The sequence below is a fragment of the Bradyrhizobium yuanmingense genome (genome assembly GCF_029167105.1).
GTDB lineage: Bacteria > Pseudomonadota > Alphaproteobacteria > Rhizobiales > Xanthobacteraceae > Bradyrhizobium > Bradyrhizobium yuanmingense_A.
Genome location: NZ_JARFML010000065.1, coordinates 1 through 17548, shown reverse-complemented (window position 1 = coordinate 17548; position 17548 = coordinate 1). Strand labels below are relative to the sequence as shown.

At 56.5% G+C, this 17548-nt stretch carries 9 protein-coding genes and 6 pseudogenes; 7 read left to right on the top strand and 8 right to left on the bottom strand.

Annotated elements, in window-relative coordinates; all coding sequences use genetic code 11:
- Positions 1-509 precede the first annotated feature (509 nt).
- A pseudogene (locus P0R31_RS41225) lies at positions 510-618 on the bottom strand (IS1595-like element ISApr7 family transposase); the annotation flags it as partial.
- A gap of 2 nt (positions 619-620) precedes the next feature.
- On the opposite strand from P0R31_RS41225, the pseudogene P0R31_RS39115 reads away from it, so the two are divergent.
- The 4 genes and pseudogenes from P0R31_RS39115 to P0R31_RS39100 form a co-directional block, all read left to right on the top strand.
- Positions 621-749: pseudogene (locus tag P0R31_RS39115) on the top strand (IS1595-like element ISApr7 family transposase); the annotation flags it as partial.
- Positions 749-3166: an HsdM family class I SAM-dependent methyltransferase gene (locus P0R31_RS39110; protein ID WP_275520581.1), complete on the top strand. Its 2418-nt coding sequence runs from the start codon at positions 749-751 to the stop codon at positions 3164-3166. The pseudogene P0R31_RS39115 and the gene P0R31_RS39110, both read left to right, overlap by 1 nt.
- Positions 3167-3625 (top strand): type II toxin-antitoxin system RelE family toxin, encoded by a 459-nt coding sequence (locus P0R31_RS39105; RefSeq protein ID WP_275520579.1) that lies wholly within the window; start codon positions 3167-3169, stop codon positions 3623-3625. It begins immediately after the preceding gene.
- Between the two features lie 211 nt (positions 3626-3836).
- Positions 3837-4767 (top strand): annotated as a pseudogene (locus tag P0R31_RS39100) (integrase core domain-containing protein).
- Between the two features lie 358 nt (positions 4768-5125).
- Here P0R31_RS39100 and P0R31_RS39095 read toward each other — a convergent pair.
- The 4 genes and pseudogenes from P0R31_RS39095 to P0R31_RS39080 all read right to left on the bottom strand — a co-directional run bounded on the left by P0R31_RS39095 (position 5126) and on the right by P0R31_RS39080 (position 9077).
- Positions 5126-6178, bottom strand: a complete 1053-nt coding sequence (locus tag P0R31_RS39095) for a pyridoxal phosphate-dependent aminotransferase (protein WP_275520576.1) — start codon at positions 6176-6178, stop codon at positions 5126-5128.
- 297 nt (positions 6179-6475) lie between these two features.
- Positions 6476-7084, bottom strand: a complete 609-nt coding sequence (locus P0R31_RS39090) for a CDP-alcohol phosphatidyltransferase family protein (RefSeq protein ID WP_275520574.1) — start codon at positions 7082-7084, stop codon at positions 6476-6478.
- Positions 7085-7091: 7 nt separating this feature from the next.
- A pseudogene (locus P0R31_RS39085) lies at positions 7092-7892 on the bottom strand (phosphocholine cytidylyltransferase family protein).
- 552 nt (positions 7893-8444) lie between these two features.
- A pseudogene (locus tag P0R31_RS39080) lies at positions 8445-9077 on the bottom strand (isocitrate lyase/phosphoenolpyruvate mutase family protein).
- 642 nt (positions 9078-9719) lie between these two features.
- Here P0R31_RS39080 and P0R31_RS39075 point away from each other — a divergent pair.
- Complete coding sequence (locus P0R31_RS39075; protein ID WP_057030437.1) at positions 9720-9932, top strand: response regulator transcription factor; 213 nt, start codon at positions 9720-9722, stop codon at positions 9930-9932.
- A gap of 250 nt (positions 9933-10182) precedes the next feature.
- Here P0R31_RS39075 and P0R31_RS39070 read toward each other — a convergent pair whose 3' ends face one another.
- Positions 10183-10413 carry a hypothetical protein gene (locus P0R31_RS39070; RefSeq protein WP_275520572.1) on the bottom strand — a complete coding sequence of 77 codons (231 nt, stop codon included), beginning with the start codon at positions 10411-10413 and terminating at the stop codon, positions 10183-10185.
- Positions 10414-12197: 1784 nt separating this feature from the next.
- Positions 12198-12674 (bottom strand): Lrp/AsnC family transcriptional regulator, encoded by a 477-nt coding sequence (locus P0R31_RS39065; RefSeq protein ID WP_275520569.1) that lies wholly within the window; start codon positions 12672-12674, stop codon positions 12198-12200.
- A 1977-nt stretch (positions 12675-14651) separates the two neighbouring features.
- On the opposite strand from P0R31_RS39065, the gene P0R31_RS39060 reads away from it, so the two are divergent.
- Complete coding sequence (locus P0R31_RS39060; RefSeq protein ID WP_275520566.1) at positions 14652-14858, top strand: cold-shock protein; 207 nt, start codon at positions 14652-14654, stop codon at positions 14856-14858.
- A gap of 1158 nt (positions 14859-16016) precedes the next feature.
- Here P0R31_RS39060 and P0R31_RS39055 read toward each other — a convergent pair.
- Complete coding sequence (locus P0R31_RS39055) at positions 16017-16643, bottom strand: hypothetical protein (protein ID WP_275520564.1); 627 nt, start codon at positions 16641-16643, stop codon at positions 16017-16019.
- 114 nt (positions 16644-16757) lie between these two features.
- Here P0R31_RS39055 and P0R31_RS39050 point away from each other — a divergent pair.
- Positions 16758-17108: pseudogene (locus tag P0R31_RS39050) on the top strand (transposase); the annotation flags it as partial.
- Between the last annotated feature and the right edge of the window lie 440 nt (positions 17109-17548).

Sequence of the window (17548 nt, the reverse complement as noted above, 5' to 3'; positions counted from 1 at the left end):
CCCCGGCCTCATGCTCCTTCAACAGCGCGATAATCTGCTCTTCCGTGAACCTTGCTCGCTTCATCTGTCCGTCCTTCTTCGGGCCGGACTCTAACTCCTTCTGGAGGAAATACGCAGTGGCAGGTCAGGTCATCCTAACTAATGATCCGAAAGTCCAACCCTGGACGAAGGCCATCTGCGCTCTGCAGCGGTCAATCAAGCTAAAGTCGTGTTAGTATGGAATTTAACCTCAAGAGTTTGAACGCCCTCATCATTTCAGAACCGCACGCCGAACGTCAACGGCAATGAGCAACTGCGGAGCCGCAGAGCGAGGTTCGCGGACTTCGCCCCGGAAATCACAGACAAACCTGAAGTAGGAATCGTTCTGCCAGGCGGCTGCGGCAAGTCTGGGACGATTGCACCACGCCCTTCCCGTTTCGCTCGGCCGCACGCTGCTCTGGCCAAACGCCCCGATTGCGCAACAGTTGGTCCGAGACTTTGATCGTTCCGGAAACAGCCATTTCTACCTAGAGGCGTCCTGAATTGGCATGAGGGTGCTGACGGCTCACGGCATGATGCGTCCCGTCAATGCTCCGCTTTGTTTCCGAAATAGCCTTCCACCGCATTGGTAGAAACGGTTCCTGTACGCAGCTGAACTCGATTTTAAATACAACACACGCAAAAAGACGGATGGCGAAAGAACGGCGACTGGCGTCCGTCGCATCGAAGGCAAGCGCCTGATGATGTATCGCCCGAAGGGCAGAAAGTAATGGCGCGAGTAAGAGTATCTGAGGTTCGCGCTGAGCACCTGCTAACCGAATTGCTGACTGCTCAAGGTTGGGATACGCGGCGCGCTCCCAATGGCGAACTTTTGCGGCAGCACGAATACAAAGACCATGACCACCTGCGGGACGTATTCCTTCACCGTAGCAAGGTGACTGCAATCGGGCACGGTTTGCCCGAAGGTGTTCTTGTTGATCGGCAAACCTTCCAACCCCTGCTCGTCATCGAGGCCAAAGCGTCTGTCGCAGACATCGATAACGCTGCAAAAGAAGTCACGACGGTCTACGGTCGCGCTCTCATTGACGCTGGCTACAGTCCTCTTGCCGTTGCGGTTGCTGGCACGAGCGAGGACGCGTTTGAAGTTCGGGTCTTCAAGTGGGATGGCAAGAAATGGCGCGCCGCCACCTATGAAGGAAATCTTATAGGCTGGATACCTAATCGGATTGATACCGACAGGCTGCGCCGGCGTGAGACAACTGCAGATCTACGGCCATCTGTCCCCACGCCAGATGTGCTGGCTGCGCGGGCCGATGAGATTAATCGCCTGTTGCGAGAGTCCAACGTCAACGATCGGTCACGGCCAGCCGTTGTCGGTGCTTGCATGTTGGCGCTGTGGCAATCCCGTGGACAGTTGCGAAAAGACCCTGAATACATTCTGGGTGACATCAATCAGGCCTGTGAGCAGGCCTTCTGGAAAGCCCAAAAGCCTGACTTAGCAAAAAGCCTCCATGTCGATGAGGCCAACGACAAGCTTGCAATTAAAGCGCGCCGTATAATCAATATTCTTGAGCGCTTGAATGTCTCTGTTCTCACGGCCGAGCACGACTATCTAGGCCAACTCTATGAGACGTTCTTTCGCTACGCTGGCGGAAACACAATTGGCCAGTATTTTACGCCCCGTCATATCGCGAGCTTTTGCGCCGAGTTTGTCGAGGTCACCAAGAACGACATCGTTCTTGACCCGGCTTGCGGTACGGGCGGATTTCTCATTGCAGCGATGGATCGCATAGCGCGCGAACATAAGCTTTCACGTTCTGAGATGGTGAAGCTTGTTAAAAAGCGCCTCATCGGATTTGATGATGAGCCCATCACGGCCGCTTTGTGTGTAGCGAATATGATCCTCCGGGGAGACGGGTCGTCGAGCGTGCATCGCGGGGACGCATTCACGGCGCCAGAGTATCCGATGAAGTCAACGAGCGTCGTTTTGATGAATCCGCCTTACCCGCACAAAAGCACAGATGCGCCAACGGAGCGTTTCGTTGAGCGCGCGCTTGAGGGGCTTTCGCAGGGCGGCAGATTTGCCGCAATCATACCGTTGTCGCTTCTAGTGAAAAGCAATAAGACGGAATGGCGCAAATCCATTCTGGAGAAAAACTCGCTAGAGGCTGCGATAAAGCTTCCCGACGAGCTGTTTCAGCCTTATGCGCAACCGTACACAGTCATAGTCGTTTTGCGGAAGGGAATTCCTCACTCGGCAAAGAGGCCGGTATTCTTTGCGCGGATTGAAAATGACGGCTTTAGGCTCAAGAAAGGAGTGCGCATTCCTTGCGAAGGTAGTGAGCTATCAAAGGCGTTGAGCCACTATCGCGAAAGCAAATCTGAGCCGGGTTTTTCTGGCTGGTCGAAGCTTGACGAGGACGTCAGCTTTGCACCAGGGGCTTACATTCGCTTGAGAGAGTTGCCCGAGAATGAGCTTGATGATGCCGTCCTTGAGGTCATTAGAGGCAGAACCGCCTTTGTGGCGGCACATGCGGCCGACGTGGTGCGCCTTAATACCGACAACCCAATCGACCTGAGGAAAGCCCGCAAGATTCGGCCGCTGCGCTCCGAGCCGGGCACAGTGGGCGCTTATTTTGATATCGCTTATGGTCAGAAAGCCCTGCACAACAAAGAAGCGCTCTTGGCCGGAAATTCTCTCGTTATCTCATCGAGTGGAATGGATAACGGATGCTACGGTTTCTTTGACTTTGAGGCCGTGCTTGAGCCGCCGTTTGTTACTGTTCCTAGTACGGGCTCAATCGCCGTGGCTCATGTGCAGGAATGGCCTTGTGGCGTAACGGATGACTCTCTCGTCTTATTTCCCAAGGAAGGCGTCCCGCATGCCATGCTTTATGTTGCAGCCGCCGCGATCCGCAATGAGCGCTGGCGGTTCAGCTACGGTAGGAAGGCGACACCGGCGCGCATTGCAGACTTTCCGCTTCCTCACGACAAGGAGCAAATCAAGCGAATTGAGGGATATCTTGAGCGCGCCGCTCGCGTTGAAAACCAAATGCTTGAAGACGCGGAAGATGCGCTCGATAATAATACCGCGCGCACTCGTCTAGGTGAGTTACAGAAGGGGTCAACAAAGCTAATTAGCGGGTCGGAGCTTAGTGCACGTCTGTCTGCCCTCTCGGAAGACTAAATGCCCCTCGTTGGATTTGCATTTACCGACTCCGCGCTGGACTTCATCGCGGGACTGCCGCCAAAGATCAGTCGGCAGTTGATAAAGAAAGCCAAGGCGCTCCATACGAACCCTTTTCCGCCCGGTTCGAAAAAGCTGCACCAAGTGCAAACGCCTCTCGGAGAGGCGGGGTATCGTGAGAGGTCCGGCGAGTATCGCATCCTGTACATTGTTCGAACCAAGCCTGCCGAGGTGATCATCCTCGACATCGACAACAGGAAGGACGTTTGTCGAATGCCTAAGACCAATGCAAAGCCAGCAGATGAGATGCGGATGAAGCAAAGCGATTTTGACGACATCATGCGCGGCGCTCTGTCGGCACCGCCTCCGAAGGACACAAAGCCGACCAGGCAAGGCGGGGCCCAACCGACGAAGCGGCTCAGCGCCTATCCAGCCAAGGCCAAGCAAAAAAGCCGCTAACGCTTGAGAGATGCTGCACCACGCGCCTTTGGTTTGGTTGCGTTGCGTGGTGTCGTCAAATGCATAGTCGCCGAAAAAAGCGCAGGCAGAGTTCCCCGGACAAGCTCTCTGACCACTACAACGCAATCATTTCCAAGTTTCCCGGAAGCACTCGATGTTTAGCCCCGAGCTTTGATGGTACATCCTTATCGCACGATTCGAAGGAAGCGCTATGGGACAAGTTTTACACGGCTGCGCCACCACGACAGAGGCGGTCCGTCGAGCAATACAAAATAGTCAAGACAAGAGCGTGGCTAAGCGCTATGGGATCAATCCCAAAACGGTCGCCAAGTGGAAGAGGTGCGGCTCCGTCACTGATCTGAAGACAGAACCCTAGCTAGGAGCCAAAGTCCACCTCTCTATCGGTAGAGGACGAGACCATCATCGTGGCCTTTCGCAAGCATACGCTGTTGCCGCTCGACGACTGTCTCTACGCTCTTCAGGCCACGATCCCGCACCTGACCCGCTCATCGCTTCATCGATGTCTTCAGCGCCACAGCATTTCGCGGCTGCCGGACGTGGAAGAGGGCAAAGGCATCAAACGCAAGTTCAAGAGCTACCCAATCGGCTACTTCCACATCGACATAGCTGAGCTCCGCACCGCCGAAGGCCGGCCCTATCTCCTCGTCGATCGCACCTCCAAGTTTGAGAAAGCCACCAGGCGCGTCGCCGCCGACTTCTTGCAGAATCTCATCAAGGCCGTGCACTCACTTCACCGATCCGGCCGGCGACAGGCGGACCGCTGCTGACATCAAGGAGAAGATCGAGCGGAAGGAGTCCTTCTGGGCGCATGCTTTCGTCGTGGCCTGCGCCCGCAACGATATCGTTCATCGCCTCACCAAGCCCAAAAATCCCTGGACCAACGGTCAAGTCGAACGCATGAACCAAACGATCTAGGACGCCACGGTCAAGCGCTTCCACTACGAGACTCACGCCGAGCTCCGCAGCCATCTCTCAGACTTCGTCAACGCCTACAACTTCGCCAAGCGACTCAAAACTGTCAAAGGCCTCACACCCTACGAGTTCATCTGCAGGGCCTGGGCAAAGAGCCAGAACGATTCACGCTCAATCCGCTCCAGCTAATGCCGGCACTAAACATCTAGGAGGCTGCATCCGCAGGCTTCTCCGTTACCAGCGATGTCTTCGCAGGTTCAGCGACTGGCTCAGGGCCTCCAGAACATACCAGATTAGGTGGCAATGAAGATCAGCCGGAGTGCTGTACACAGTCGTTCCGCGCCGGAGGATTGTGGTCGCCGACCGCGTGTTGAGAACCGCGATGTGGTTGCGCGGCGCCTTGATCTTCCTTGCTTCCGCTCGACCGACCAAATATGAGATCAGCCTAATGGATATTGCTTGGCCCGTACCGGCAGAGTCGCGGCGTGTGCCTAATCGCGCGGTGCCAAAGAAAGTCTGGGGGAGCTGTCCCGACGAATTCGAAGGCTCTGTACCGGGGCGGTCGCGCTAATCAGAAATGCCTTTCAGTGCTTCCACCAAAAGCCTATTGTCGTCTTCAGTGCGGCTTGCGATGCGCAAGAAACGTTTGCCATTCTGAAGCGTCTTGCCACCAGTGTGCCTGATCAATATCCGTCTATCCTTTAAAAGTTCTGAGGCGATCACGTCCCCATCCGGAAAATGGGGCGGGAGTTCGCAGAACACGAAATTTGCATCTGGCTTTAGAACTCTCATTCCGTCGATGCTGCGCAGGTCTGCGTACAATTTGTCCCTGTCGCTGCCCACCCTCATCCAACTCCGCTTCGCCGCCTGCGCCAGGTGAGGAAGCTTGCTTAGAAAAAACTCGGCAAACGTGTTGACATTCCACGCGGGCAGGGCAGCTCTAATTTCGTTCATCGTCTGTGCATTTGCCGATGCCGCATAGCCGATGCGCAAACCGCATGTCCCGTAAATCTTTCCCAGGCTTTTGAGAACGATAACATTGGGAAATTCGAGCAAGTGATGTTCCAGGCTCGCACTTCGTCCGACTTCACTAAACTCGATGAATGACTCATCGATCAATAGGAGTTGCTGCTGATCTCGAAGCGCGGAAGCGAGATATAGCATGTCCGCATAGGGAACGGCGCGCGAAGTTGGATTATTCGGCGATATCACGACCGCACCGTCGACACCAGTTGCACGCGCAAACGCCGCATAGCCCTGCACATCGAGTTCAAAATCTGGCGGTGGCAGGACGAAGCGAGACAACCGCCCGGGCAAGGCGGTGGTTTCATAAGGATTGAAGGTTGGGACCGGGACCGCAATCCTCATACCCGGTCGACCAAGAAGGATGGGAATCAGTTCAGCCACGCCATTGCAAATGACAAGATTATGCGCCGGAATCTTCACCGCATCCTCAAGAAGCTGAAGCATCTGCACGCTAGGAGAGGGATAGCAGGTGATAAGCCGCGGTAGAGCGTCCTTAAGTTCGTCAAGGAACGCTTGCGGCGGAAAATATGGATTCACCAGAAGGACGAAGTCCTTGATGTCATACTTCCAATAGCCGCCGGGGAATCGGTTCACGAGGTCAGAGGCGTCATCCGACCTAAGCGGTAGGGTTGTCTGTGCAATGCTGTTCATGAGTGAGACTAGCTGAAACGTTTTAGGGCCGACGAAAATTCTAGAACGATTGCGTTCTCTCGACTAGCTCACGGCGAACAACCATCGGGCAACGCCGATTCGCGTGAAAAGTGGCCCGACAATAAGACTGTGCGCGCACATTGCGATTGGCGAGACTACACGTCATCACGCGACCTGCATGGTAGGGAAAGCCTGCAACACGCAGCCGCCCACTTCGTTGGGTCATACTTCCATCCGCAATCAAAGGGACCGACTAGCCAAAGCCACCGATGATGATGCGACTGCAAAGATGCTTATTGCCGCATACATTATTGCGCTGAGTGGTGGCACACGAACAGGCGCGACATGCGCCATAGCAAGCAGCAAGAAGCCAATGCTCACGGCGTCAGCAAATGCTTCAGCAGGAATGAGAGGCTTAAGAAGAAATAAGAGCGCTAGGAACGGCACGTCGTAAGACAAGGGAACGCTTAAGAAGCATTCATCGCACGACCGGCCAAAGTTCGCAAAGTAGCTAAGCCTTATTGCACCAGCGACCAGTAGCGTGGTTGCGGTCACAAGGGCGAGCGCCGAGGCTTGGCTGACTTGTATCACAATTACCGCGGGCAGAACAGCTCCATAGACAATATCGGCAAACCCGTCGAGGCTCGCTCCGATCTTTGCAACATCTGGATCGCGACCCTTCGTACGACCTGCCACAAACCCATCGAGGTGGTCCGATAGAACAGCCCAAAGCGCTACTCCCACAGATAGCTCGAGGTGCTCAGAGAGAGCAAGAAATAGGCTGGTGGAGGAAAAGAGGAGACCCGCAATTGTTATGGCGTTCGCTGGATCCCAAAGGTATTTTAGCATTGGACTCTCACCTAGTCTGCAAATCACGTCTCGGCGTGTAGGTGTTCGTTCGATTCCTGAAAATGCGCTCGGCAATTTGCAAATTCTCAGCATTCTCAATTTCGTACCAGATGAGGCCATCGCATCGCGCAGCTGCAAGCTGCAAACCTCGTCTTTCTATCAGATAACCCAAAAGTTCTTCGGTGTAGGTCTGCCTAGCTCCGGCAGCGATGATATCGTCCAGCGTCGGAACGATCGTTGGCTTGAGCGTCGGCGCCGAGAGACATAATAGGTTCATCGTCTTGAATAGCCTTGGGGCATCCGCAACAAGAGTTGACGCCGTTTGCTTCATTCGAAAACCTGAGATGAAGCCGTTCTGCCAACAGGACGGCTGATCCTTCCATGGAACCATCGAAGGGAACGGCTGCAGCCACGTCAGTCCCCGGCAGATAATCAAATATCGCAACGCGTCCACTTCGAAAAAGACGTCGCCCTCGAGAAGAAAGCAGTTGCCGGAGAGAAGAGCGTCGCGCGCCAGCCACAAAGAATAGGCGCTTCCGGTGCGGTCAAAAACAGTCGACTCGACATATTTGATTCTGAGCCCGCCAAAGCGGCTGCCGCAGGCATACTGAATGGCGTCTTTGCGGTAACCCACGACGATCGTCACCTCTTCCACGCCGACAGTTTCCAGATGGCGCAGCGCGTTGTGAAGAATCGAAGTGCCATTGACCTCGATGAGCGGCTTCGGCCTCGGATCTGTCAGAGGACGCAGGCGAGAGCCGCAGCCCGCGGCGAGAATAACGGCGTTCTTGGGAGCATCAGTCACCATTTAGTTCCTCTTCGTGGCTCCCGCTAAGGTGAAGCACCGACGGGTGTCTTTCGCCCACAACTTATGCTTGCCGAAGCGAAATCAAGTCTGCCGGAGCCTTGAAAATCAACCCCGAGGGGTGAAGGCAGACAAATGGTCGTCGTCAGTCCTTTTCCAAAGAGGGGGGGGCTATGGATCCGATACCTGCTCCCAGATGGCAAAACGCGTATTTCGGCCGAGTGAGGCGTGCTACGCGATCTAAGGACATCTCGGTACAACGAAAGCCGTTTGAGATTGAAGTCGCACCTGGCCAGCTAGCAGGAAGTCCAAGACGGTAGGTCTTCGGCAACAAATATGCTCCTGTATCGACGAAACTCTATTTGCGCAATTCAGCGTCGGGCCGCAGATATACCGCTTCCGCACGGGCGAGTTCGTCGTACTTCAAAAGTTCGAAGACTTCGTCGAGAGTAGCGATATTCGGCTCAACGCTCGCGGTGTTTTCCTCAGCGATGATGCGACTGCAGGCTTGCCGCATTGCCGCTACTGCAGCTCGCATAGAGTGGTTGGCCCAGATCACGGTGGAGATGCGGGCTTTACGGTATACAGAGCTCGGTGTTCGGTAATATTTTTCGTCGGACCGATCACGACGGGCAATCTGTTCTGCCAAGCGCGCGCAAACGAAAGGATTTCGTCCGCGGTGCTCCTTCGCGAATGAATGAGGATCGCATCGGCTCCCGCGTCGGCGTAGGCGTGAGCGCGCAAAGGTGCTTCGTCCATCTCATATCCAGCGATCAACGCCTCGATCCTTGCCACCAGAACCAGGTCGTCTGCGACCGTATCCTTCACTGCCCGGAGGCGGCCCGAGAATTCGTCGATATCGGCGAGGGGGTGCCGATCCCCAAAAAAGGAGTTCATCTTCGAAAAACAGTTGTCCTCCATGCGACGCCGGCAGCGGCGCGCTGGAGGAGCTTGCGCGCCAGCAGGCGGGCATTGTTGAAATTCCCGAAGCCGCCGTCGCCGTCAACCAGGACAGGAAGTGTGGCTCGAATCCACGATCCGCTCAACGGCGTCCACAAGCTGGCTCCACGCTGCTTCGTTCGCGTCGCGGTAACCTAGAGAACAGGCAATCGACAGACCGGACGCGCAGAGCCCCTTGAACCCTGAGCGCTGGGCGATTGTAGCGGATAGGCCGTCATGCGCCTCCATCAGAAACGAGAGCTCGCCATTCGAGCAGAACTGGGCACGAAGCATTTCGACAGGTGACGGCCGGACGCATTGATGACCTGCGTTGGGCCGAGCGGGTTGTGGTTGATACTTCATACAGAAGTCCTGGAGGGCCGGCCTTCGATTGGCGCAAACTGCACTGCTCATACCTTTTTGGTGTGATGGCGATCAATGACCAGCGTTGGTAGGTGATTGGGGCGTAAAAGCTTGCATGATCGCCTTAGGATGGGTGCCGAACGCGGGGCTGTTGTGATGGGTGGATCCGAGCCGACACGCTGGAAAGGAAAGCTTTGGTGCAAATGAAGGATCTCGGCTGCCAAGCCGGGTGCTACGGACCTTCACAGAGCATTCACCCCTTCCGGGGGGACGCCTGGCCAAACGGTGATATCCAGCTCACATAAATGCTGAGCAAATATCGACTGCGACGGTTGTCGTAGTTACTGTTGTTGCGTTTTCGACATATGTCGCATCCCGTTAATGGGGCTGCAGTTGCGTGGCAGTCTCCGGAGAAGTAAACTTGCAATCTCCCAAAATCTTGTCGCTGCCGCGAGACTTTGCGGTGCCACTGACTGGTATGGCATTTGCTGATCTCATTCCACGTCCTCTCTGCTCCAGGAGAAACTCATGGCGGATGTGCAAGAGATTGTTTTGTCGGCACGGGAAAGACAGTGCTTACGATGGGTCGAGGAGGGGAAGTCATCCTGGGCCATCGGAGTCATCCTGAAAGTGAGCGAGAACACCGTCAACTTTCATGTCAAAAATGCAATGCGAAAGCTGGAAACGACCACCCGTATCCAATGCGTCGTCAAGGCGCGGCGTCTGCGTCTTATTGAGTAACCGCCGCCGTTCCGTTGCCGCTGATGCAGATCTAGCGAAATGTAAGGGCCGACTGTGGGTTGCTCCGGCGGAATGCGAAGCGAAGCAATGATTGGCCGGTGACTGTCGACCCACAGAACCTGCAGCGGAAAGCCTGTAGGTGCCAAATTGAAGGTTGAAGTGCGCACGCTCAAGAAACATCGGTTAGCGAAAGCCGGCTCCGACGGGTCGGCGGATGCAGAAGGGTGGTCAATCGTTCGTGTTCTGTAGTTCACGGGCTTGGAATCTCGAGCTCGATCTGACGCACCACTTCGATGATGCTCTCGGGATGGCGTCCGTTCTTGAAGAGAGCGTATTTCAGAGCTTCAGCGCGGTTGATAAAAAGTCCGCCAAACGCGCCCCGTTTTTCGCGGGCAACCCAGTTACCAGCTCGATTTCTGCCGACAAAAACAATCGGCGGAGTGCATGCACTTGAACCGGAATCGAGAACCTCAATCACCATGCCCGCTGGGTGGGATGACAGCTCACACTCATGTGGAACAAGCATAGCGGAGGTGCTCCGGCTCGCGATCATAATGCGACTGTCGACTTATCGTGCTACTCACACCGCAGCATTCGAAATCAGCATCAGCGACCTCAAAGTTCGGCTATTCGCCGCCAATCGGCTGTGGCTTTGGCCGGGCGGCTCGACCCGGAAGGAATAGCGCAAACGGAAACGGAGTTCTCCTATCAGTTCTGAGAAGAGAAGAGGGTTACGCGAGGATGCGCTGTCGGCGCGTGCCAACGCGGAAAAGTACCGTGTGTGTGCTCGCGGGGTGTCGGCGTTGATGTGGGGCCCGACGATGCGGTCGATGCATGAGAGCTTTTACACACCCTCATCACTCCGGCTGTTTGCAGGTCTTCATTGATTTCGGCAGGGAAGATGTTCATCTTCGGCCGCATAGTTGATATGGACGGCAACGCTGTCGCGAGATGGAGAGTGGCCGCCGAGGATACGCAGTCGGGCAAGCGTCTGTCCTTCGGATCACGACAGCTGATGATATGCCGGGCGGGGTGACGGTACGCTCGTTCCTGATCCACTGCCGCGCGTCCTTCATGGGATGCCGCCCTCCCGCATCCCTCGGATATGCGAGTTCCCGCAAATCATGCGATGCGGGCTCTCGCGCGTGTCAGGCCGTTGTTATACGCACATCATCGGTGATTTCCCTTCGAAATGCGATTGATCGACGGTGCACGAGAGAGGCCGAGGGCTCAGGATCCGCGCTCTTGCGGCGTCGGCTGGCGTCAGTTCTCATAGCGGGCGCGAATCGGCCGCTATGGATTTCCCGACAATCCCAAGGTCACGCTGCCCAAGTGGGTCGCGTGGTGCATGCACTTGGCCGGGCGCCCGAGGCCATTTCGAAGGCACAGGCGTCAGGAGAGGCGGCCTTGGCCGCAGCCCAAACGGGTGAAGCGGTAGCAGCGTCCAAGTGTCCAGCGCCTTCAGACATAGGACTGACCTCGCGAGCCTCCAGAGAGGCGACTTTTAGACTACCGTGGAGATCGGGGTTGTGGCGCGGACGAGGTGACGCGCTAATTCTGTGCGCGCTCCCGGGGAAGACGACGACGGATTGATCCTTGAAAGATGTCCTCCCTACAAGAAAGAAGTGCCGCCCCCCCGCGATGGCCTATGACTGCGGTTTCGAGCATACTGCCCGCGGCAACAACTCTGAGCGACACGAGGCCGCTTAGATGTGCTCGTCGGGCCGTTTTGGCTCTTGCAGAACCATCCGTTCCTTCAAGACGACCGGCTCGAGGCAACTCCCCATTGCCGCAAGCTGTTGGAGCGAAAGACGCGCCAAGATTACATTCTTCACAAAGGGCCGTTTCGCAAAACGCACCGGAAGAGAACGCACAGGCTCCGGTCGTGTGCCAGGCAGCTGCCTGATAGCACTATACAGAGCAGTCAAGCACTTCGAGGACGGCGGGCACGCGATCGGTCATGGTCCCTCTCCCGGCAGGGGCCTTTGTGCCATAACGAGACCGTGATTACGACTTATAACAGCATCTTCATCTTGATTGATGCAACGAGTAACTCAACGGCGCCCAAGTCCAGCGTTGAGAGGCCTGTCTTCGACGAATTTCGACCAAGCGAACGGAGGCGTTCGCGCCACGTGCCGCGTTCTTGCTTTTGCACCTTGTCTTAGCGGTACGATGCTTGCGTCCACGACATTGCAGCGTGATCCGTCGGCCACAATGGCAACAAGCTCGATAGCGGGCGCGAGACTCTCACCCGCATCGGTGCAATCAATCGTCTGGGGGAAGCTCAACCGGAACAGCAAATCCAACCTTTACGCGATCCAATATGACCATGCTCTTGAAGCCCTTGATGTCGCGATTTTCGTAGAAGAAGCGCCGCGTGAACTCCTCGTACTCCTCCATGGACCGCGCGGTAATGTACAGGACGAAGTCGGCATCGCCTGTGACGTAAAAGCCGTTGACGACGTCAATGGATGATTTGATGGCCTTCTTGAATCTGTCGATGATATCAGCGCTTTCCCGCTCCAAGGTGACCAGTGCAAGCACTTGAATAGGTCGTCCGACCGCCCTTGGCGATACGACCGACACGTCGGCCTGGATGATGCCCTCCGAGCGGAGCCTCTTCAACCGTCGTTGGCACGCGGTAGCAGAAAGCCCGGCCATCTCGCCAATCACGTCGGAAGTCAGACGGTTATTCCTTTGCACGATCTCGAGGATCCGGGCATCTATCCGATCGTACTGCATAATCACCTCCAGCCTGAGACGAATTCTGCCGCGAGACGACCGCTCCGCGCAGGAAATTCCCCAGGGTAAAAAATACGACGAAATCTTCCGTGACAAAGGCCCAACTTGATCAAAGTAGGGATGAGGGGCGTTGTCATTGGCATCTGCGGCGCGGCAGCAGCGAAGCCGCAGAGCCGGCCTTTCGGATGGGAGATCCGAGCGAAACCCAAACGCAATAGGGCCGTGCGGCGTAAGCTGCATCTTGATTGAGGCCAGCCAGCTACTCGCCCCTAACGAGCGCGCGCCATGGCGCCGTTTTGCCTCTGAGAGGCGAACCTTTGGGGCGACTTCGTCTCTCAGCTCGATAACAGCCGCAACATGAAATCATGACTGCGATGGTGGCGGCCGCTCCGGTACAACCCGGATCGCAAAGGGCCATCGTGCGCGACTCGTTTGCGCGAGACAGCCGCGATCGGCACAGGCTGTAGCCTGCTCGCAACCCCATCTTGCTGGAGAGGCGAAGAAGCGCTGTCCTCGGCCCATTTTCGTGCGGTGATGTTGCTGTCGACGCACGGTGCGTAATGTACAGCTTATATTCTCCGGAAGGTGGGTACCGTTCCGTAAGAGTCATTACGGACGCACGTCCCTAGCAAACTTGGCCGAACCAATTTCGTTCGTTGGCGCGTAGTCGGTAGTCGCCTGCATTGTTTAGTGCCGCGGGCAGAGCATTAAGCCCACCACATCGGGGTATCCTCCTCACGGTATGAACAGGCGCATGTCATGGAACGGACCGTATCACCGCGCAGTGCGAGAACCTGAGACAGCCAAAGTTGTGAGCCGCGGCAGTTTGAGAGGAGAAGCTTCTCTGCAGGTTACTACCTCTTATTCGGATGCGCGCCGATACGCCGGGCGCGGGCGACGCCAGGACCCCTATGATGGACGTCTATATCGTACTGTCGGAAGGCCGGAGCTGGCGACCGACCGGGCGGCGTGCGTAGATCGAACCGTACTCGCCCCACCAGAAGCTGGTGGCGGGAAGAGCCTATCCCGTTCCCTTAATTCTTGCCTCCACCAGGGACGATCGCGTGCATCCAGCGCACGGCCGCAAGGCTGCCGCGAAGCTCGCCGCGCTGGGCCAGCGTTACCCTTTATTACGAGAACATCGACGGGGGACACAGCGCCGCGGCCAGTCTCACTGAATACGCGCGTCAACTGGCGCTCGAATACACCTATGCATGGAGGCGGCTTTGTTCTGAGTAAAGCTCCGGCATCGGGCTGATCGAAGCAGATCAAATCGAGACCATTGGTTGTCTCAACGCGTTCACGTTGCTTCGCTGAATTCATCGAACCAAAGAGAGGCTGATCAGCCGCCGGCGGCGGACGAAGTTCGTCAGATGGGGAAGTTACTGGTTTAAACCAGGCTCCACCGTTTCCGAGCGGGTTTGGGCTTCCCAAATACAACATGACGAGCGGATAACTTGCCAAATGCGCTTCCTTGAGGATTGTCTCGGCAGACCCCGTTCGTTCGACAGGGCGTGACGTGCGGTTGACATCGGAAGACGAACAGCTAAAGCGTAGCCCTGCGAGTGTCTTCATGCTTGATGTCCGGTATTTTCATGCAGGCATGCTTGGATTGATAATCCTCCTCCGGGCTGCGCAAAGGAGTTCATGGCCGCCCTATTGTTCGACGTCGATGAAGGCCATCCGCCGGCTCTGGATAGGGCGGCATGTTCGAGGCTTCGCAACTGTTCTGCAAACCGTTGGTGCGCGACCAGTGAAGCGAATATCAAAACGTTCATCTGGGCTGAAGCCTTGCGGCGAAACTGTCGTCGACGTCAGGATTTTTTTGTCGCTTGCACGATGCGGCCGCAGCTAGACCAGGCGATACAGAAAACGAACACGTGACCAGCGCAGCGATTCTGGGCATCTCTTGCCGACCGTCTTGATGGCGGGGAGACTCTTCGCTAAATCACAATGGTTCACTATGGAGATGCCGCCGTGGCAATGGGTATTGTGAAGTGGTTTAACCCGACCAAAGGTTATGGGTTCATCAGGTCCGAGGACGGAAGTCCCGATGTCTTCGTGCACATCAGTGCAGTCGAAAAGGCCGGTTACACCACCCTCGAAGAGGGGGCCCGGGTAAGTTATGAGCTCAAGGCCGGCCGTTCGGGTAAGACATCAGCTGAGGATCTCCGCGTTGGCTGATCTGCCCCGCCTCCGGACACTGCTCTACAAAGCGTGCCCGGCGTTCGGCCTTTCGAGCGTCTCTTCTACGCATAGGGCTGTCTCGTAAACCGCTTGAGAGCTTCGATCTTCTGGGACCATTGACCAATCGCGGCAGCCAGAGTCACAGCAGTACCAGCCAGGTCGACGTGTCGCTGTGGCAACATATTTCGGCCAGCTAGTCGCAGGGTTTTAAGCCTGACGTGGCGATCTGTGAGCGAACGGCTCGCGGCTCACGCCAGCTTGCGCATCACCTTGGCTTTGAGGTCGGCGCTTTATCAAGTTCCGCAGGCTGCCAGTAAAACCGCGGGATGATTTGCACCGCCACATTTCACCTTCGCCTTATCGCGCGGTTTTCGCGGACGCATAGGCAGGATAAAGGTGGCGTAATCTTGGCCAGCTCCTGGTTAAGTGGGCGAGCTCATAGCGACAACTGGCGATCACGCCGGATCTCCGAGCCTCCGATCGCCGTCGGCCCGCCGCCGATCGCCCGCCAAGCATTGACGTGCATCGCAATCCAGTCAGCCACCGCTTGCGACCAGCGCGCCTCGGCATACGTGTGGTTGGATGCTCCAGCAGGCGACAAAGACATGGTCCAGCCGCTGCGGCCGGTCCCGGGCCTCGAACAACGGCACCTTGTGCCCGCGAAGCCGAAGAACAGCTTCTCTCCAGGTCATGCGCCTGGCGCACTCGACGAGATCATCTGGCTCCACTCCGATAGAGGTGGCAGAATCGGCTGTAGCCAGCCGGGGGTGCTCCGCGCGATATTCATCCATACTGTATATGCATTCCATCAAAAGTATGCATTTTACAGCTCGTGGGGTCGCACATAAGACACGTTGAGGGCGGCTGGGGCCAATCTAAGGGAGCGGCTCTCGAATGAAAAAATTGGCTCTTGTAACTGCGAGCGTCGTGGCGCTTGCAACGGCGGTACCCACTTTCGTCCCTGACGTTGCCGCGCAACCGGTCGACACCAAGGCGCGGGTAGCCAACACACACTACCCTCAATGCGATGAGATGCCCTTGGAAGGGTTCTGCGACCTCATTTTCTGTATGGCCGACCCGGATTGTACGGCGCCAGGAATTGAGGACTGATCAGTGTTTTCGAGAAGGGATGCTCTGGTTCATCAGGCCTCGCCATCACAGCGTCTGAGACAAATTGACGGTTTGGCCGATGAGGGATTTCTGGTTCATCGTAGCCACCAGAAGCATCGATGAAACAGAAATCCGGACCGTGCAAGTGCCACCAGAACGAGTACCAAAGGACATTCGGCGCCAGAACATGCCGGAATATCCCTCCGAAGAGAAGACGCTATCGTCCAGGAAGGACTGCAGGGCGACGAGAATATCTTTAGAACTCAGCCAGCCCAGGTATTGCCGCCTCAATGTACATGGCGGGTCCAAGGACTTCCTCGGGACCGATAGACATCGCCTGGCGGCGATACGGCGCGTGTGGCAACTTCTGGCGCGGTGAAGGATCTGAGTCGTGAGACGACGGCGCTGAAAGAAATGGTGGCCGACTTTTCGGAAAAAGCGGTCGCTCAAAAACGTGAACGGGGAAGGGGAGAACGAGGCATGAGATCTCCTGCGCCCGAGGAAAACCGAATCATCTAGCTTGCGGATTCCGACGAAGTCGCCCAGGCGTACCGATATGAAGTCGCCCGAATATTCCGAGACGATGTCGCCCACCTTTCCGATTTGATCTCGCCCCGCGGCGAGGCGTTCTGGCCGGCTGGTTCTCTGGCATCGGTCAAGCCGCGCGGTCAATCTGGAATCGCGACTTCAACCTTTTTTCTTCTTCTGCGGTTGCTGTGGGCATGTGGGCAACGCGATTGAGACTGGGCAAGAATCCTGGGTGCGCGATGGTGTACGATTCTTCGCATGACGATTCGTGCATTCAAACGCGGTTCATGCCGCGAGCAGACCAGCCTCCTGCCACCGCGTATCGAGGACTACGTCGACGCGACTAACCCGGTGCGGGCAATCGACGCCTACGTTGCCAACCTTGATCTGGTCGCACTTGGTTTTCGACACGCTGGGCGCCAGAGCGGAGCGGGACAGCCGCCATATGATCCGGCAGATCTGCTGAAGCTCTATCTCTACGGCTATATCAATCAAATCCGCTCCTCGCGTCACCTCGAGCGAGAGGCCGGGCGCAATCTGGAGCTGATCTGGCTATTGCGCGGGCTCGTTCCGGGCTATCGAACCATAGCCAATTTCCGTAAGGAGAACGGGGCGGCGTTGAAGGCCGCGAACAGAGACTTCGTCTTTCTGGCGCGCACGCTCGATCTGCTTGGCGGTGAACTCGTGGCCATCGATAGCGCCTTCTTTCGTGGCGATGCCAGCAAAGCGAGCATCACCACGCAGAGGACGCTAGCGGAGCGCCTCAGGGCGCTCGAATGCGACATAGAAGCCTATGCAAACGCATTAGAGGCGAACGATGCAGTTGAAGCCGAGCAGGTGCCCTCGTCGATCGATTGCAAAGGCATACGAGAGCTACCGACACCCGAAAAGCTGGCAGCACTGGTGGAGAGACGAACCCGCACTAGCACTACTTTGGCAGATTCTATTTGCGCCCGTGTTTTTCAAGGATTTGTTTTCGGCAGTAGGGACACCGTTGAGGCGGCGGCCGAAGGATGAGATCGACGATGGCGTGACGTACGGCGGGCATG